Source organism: Enterobacter sp. ZOR0014 (genome assembly GCF_000798855.1).
Lineage (GTDB): Bacteria > Pseudomonadota > Gammaproteobacteria > Enterobacterales > Enterobacteriaceae > Enterobacter > Enterobacter kobei.
Genome location: NZ_JTLF01000270.1, coordinates 1 through 2951 on the forward strand (window position 1 = coordinate 1; position 2951 = coordinate 2951).

The window sequence follows — 2951 nt, forward strand, 5'->3', positions numbered from 1 at the left end:
TACATGGAAAGCGCGGTGCTTTCCGATAAAGGCCGGTCGGCCAGGAAATTAAAATGAAAAAATTAGAGTTTCGTAATGGCACTGTTTCAGTTGGTGATGTTTTTGCTTCCTCGTGGGGTTATGAGCAAACGAACGTCGGATTTTACCAGGTGATTAGCACTCATGGCAAAAAAACAGTCTGTATCCGTCCTATTGATAGTGAAGTTATATATATTAACGCTAACAGTTATTTAATCCCCATTTTTGATGCATTCATAGGAAATGATATTTATAAGAGACAAGTTAAAGATCATGCTTCTGAACCATGTATTCAGGTTGATTGCTGCGAGAACGCGTATAAATATGATAAGGATGCGAAAAAGAAAATGCGATTTACGACATACGGCTGATGGATAAAAAATAACCCGGTTTACCGGGTTTTTTTACGAATAAATGAATGAAAGCATTGCATTCAATCACTATAATCTGTAATATGTATTACATGGAAAGCGCGGTGCTCTCCAATAAAGGCCGGTCGGCCAGGTGATAAAAATGGAACGTACAGTAAAATTCATTCGATTCCTTAACAAATATTTCGATGCTCAACTAAATTCTGAATTTGATCCTAGTGTTAAAGGTCAGAATAACACCGGTAAAGATATTGATACAATCTGGATTTACGAAAAAGAAAACGATTGTGAACCGGTTTTAATTCTCAAAGATGCTCACTGGTATACTGACAATAAAGAAGAAGGTTTTTGGATTGTTGGAAATGTATATTCATCGCTGAAGCATGGCGAAATGATTCATGAAGATGAATTTCGTCAGTTAGTTAAAGATAAAAAAGTAATTAAACAATAAACCAACCTATGCCCCGTATTAATCGGGGCAACAAAGGCCGGTCGGCCAGGAGAAAAAAATGACTACTATTAATGCTCTTTCTTCAAATCCTCTTTCTACATGGTTAGCATTCCCGGCAAGCCAACTTATGACGGATAAGGGGCAGTTAATACGCCATCTTGAAGGGCGTAAAGTGATGTATGGTGAGAGTGCAATCCCGTTTGAGCTGAATGAAAAGGGTGAATTGACGCAGGACGGCGCGGCGTATCCTTCCGTTGGTAAACTCTCCCTTGAACTGGTTGACGTTACCGAGCAGCTGCGTCTTGCCTGGCTGGAAGAACAAAAACGCGGTGCAGATTATGTCAATCCGCACGAAGAACGCCAGGAACAGCGCCGTGAACGCTATGCAGATCGAGCTGAACGCGCCAGAGCCGAGGGCAGCGCAACATTAAAACGCGCTCATGATATGGCTCCAAATCCACCGGATCAGCCTATTCTCATTGGACATCATAGCGAACGCCGCCACCGTCGGACGCTTGAAAAAATGGATAATCTCTATCGTCATGCGTTTGTTGAGTGCGCTGGCAAGGCCAGCCATTATGACAGTAAGGCCGAGGGCGTTGGTCGCGGGGGAATATCTGGTGATGATCCGGATGCCGTTCGTAAACTTCTGGAACAGCTACAGGGGCGGATTAAGGCGCAAGAAACCATGAAAGCCTGTAATGCGGCAATCCGTAGAAATAAGACGGAAGAAAAGCAGTTAGCCGCCCTGTTAGCTCTCGGGCAAACGGAGGATAATGCACGCACGCTGTTAAAAGGGGATTTTGGCGGGCGTATCGGTTTTGCCTCCTATTCATTGCAAAATAATAATGCGCAGATTAAACGGCTTAAGACCCGTATTATGGATCTGCAAGCAGTCAGAAAAGACGCTGAAGAAGTTGAAGAAGAGCATGAGGGGTTTGTGATGAAAATCGACAATGATGAAAACCGTATTATGTTTATTTTCGATGGCAAGCCAGAAGATGCAATTCGCGCAGCGTTAAAAGCCAGAGCTTTTAAGTGGAGTCCAAGCCGGGGGGCGTGGGTTAGGAAAATCACTGCTAACGCGCTTGCTGAAGCTGAGCGGCTTAAATTGGTTCTTATTGAATTGAATCAGTAACAATAAAGGCGGGGAAACCCGCCTTTTTTATTGCGGAACACGAAAATAAGTTAATGTGCATATTGAAATAAGTCACTAAAATCTGTAATATGTATTACATGGAAAGCGCGTTGCTTTCCCAATAAAGGCCGGTCGGCCAGGAGCAAAATATGAAGACATTATCAATAGGGCAGTGTATTACTTCCGCAGGTTCTGAGTATGTAGTAAGCGCGGTCAATCTGGAAGACGGCACACTTTCATACACCATTTTAGGGCTAAATTCCCTGACGCGTACAAATCTGCTGGCTACGTCCCTGGGCTATTATGGCTTGTCTTCCCGCCAACTCTCTCTTGATGAACTTCGTGATCGCCGTCGTGAGGTGCAGGGGGCAATCAACCAGCGTGAGGCTGAAGAACGCGAACAGCAAGCCGCGCGTGATACTGCCAAAGAACGTATCAACGCAGATCCGGATAATGCCTTACTGGTGAAAGTGAACAATACCTGCGGTTCGGCAAAAACAGCTGTTAAAAACATTCGTATCCTGCTTAAAAAGCATTTCCCTGGCGTAAAATTCTCTGTCCGTATGCCTCACTACGGAAGCGTCTATGTGTCGTGGGAAGATGCCGCTCCGGAAGATAAGGTTAATGCCGTGATTTCTCGTTTTAAACACGGCAGTTTTGATGGAATGACAGATTGTTATAACTATCATAACAACCCGTTTAATGATGCCTTTGGCGGCGTGGACTACATCAGCACATCACGAAAAAGAAGTGATTCGCTTATCGCTGAAGCCATAGAGATCTTGCGCAAAGAAGATGGCGATGATTTCCCGGAAGAAGTTACTGTAGAGGCATATAAGCGTGGTGCTCTGTTATATGTTGGCCGCGAATATTCGCACAGAGGCTATCAGGGCGCGGTTTCCGACGCTATCGAGAAAATTGATAAAACAAAAAAATAAGCCGCTATACAGCGCCCATAAGGGCGCTTTTTAGT

General features: G+C 44.2%; 4 protein-coding genes. All 4 read left to right on the forward strand.

The annotated features are described in order from the left end of the window. Positions 1–53 precede the first annotated feature (53 nt). The 4 genes from L977_RS14090 to L977_RS14105 all read left to right on the forward strand — a co-directional run bounded on the left by L977_RS14090 (position 54) and on the right by L977_RS14105 (position 2916). Positions 54–389, forward strand: coding sequence for a hypothetical protein (locus L977_RS14090; RefSeq protein ID WP_047626016.1), 336 nt, complete (start codon positions 54–56; stop codon positions 387–389). A 142-nt stretch (positions 390–531) separates the two neighbouring features. Next, a complete protein-coding gene (locus tag L977_RS14095; protein WP_032679824.1) occupies positions 532–840 on the forward strand; it encodes a hypothetical protein in 309 nt (102 codons plus the stop codon). A 58-nt stretch (positions 841–898) separates the two neighbouring features. Then, the gene (locus L977_RS14100; RefSeq protein WP_052192635.1) at positions 899–1978 is read left to right on the forward strand and encodes a DUF3560 domain-containing protein; all 1080 of its coding nucleotides are present in this window, start codon (positions 899–901) and stop codon (positions 1976–1978) included. A gap of 149 nt (positions 1979–2127) precedes the next feature. Continuing rightward, positions 2128–2916 (forward strand): LPD29 domain-containing protein, encoded by a 789-nt coding sequence (locus tag L977_RS14105; RefSeq protein ID WP_052192636.1) that lies wholly within the window; start codon positions 2128–2130, stop codon positions 2914–2916. The last annotated feature ends 35 nt before the right edge of the window (positions 2917–2951 follow it).

Bases quoted from the DNA above. Each gene is read 5' to 3' on its own strand.
- L977_RS14095 (WP_032679824.1), top strand. From the start codon at position 532: ATGGAACGTACAGTAAAATTCATTCGATTCCTTAACAAATATTTCGAT.
- L977_RS14100 (WP_052192635.1), top strand. From the start codon at position 899: ATGACTACTATTAATGCTCTTTCTTCAAATCCTCTTTCTACATGGTTA.
- L977_RS14105 (WP_052192636.1), top strand. From the start codon at position 2,128: ATGAAGACATTATCAATAGGGCAGTGTATTACTTCCGCAGGTTCTGAG.
- L977_RS14090 (WP_047626016.1), top strand. From the start codon at position 54: ATGAAAAAATTAGAGTTTCGTAATGGCACTGTTTCAGTTGGTGATGTT.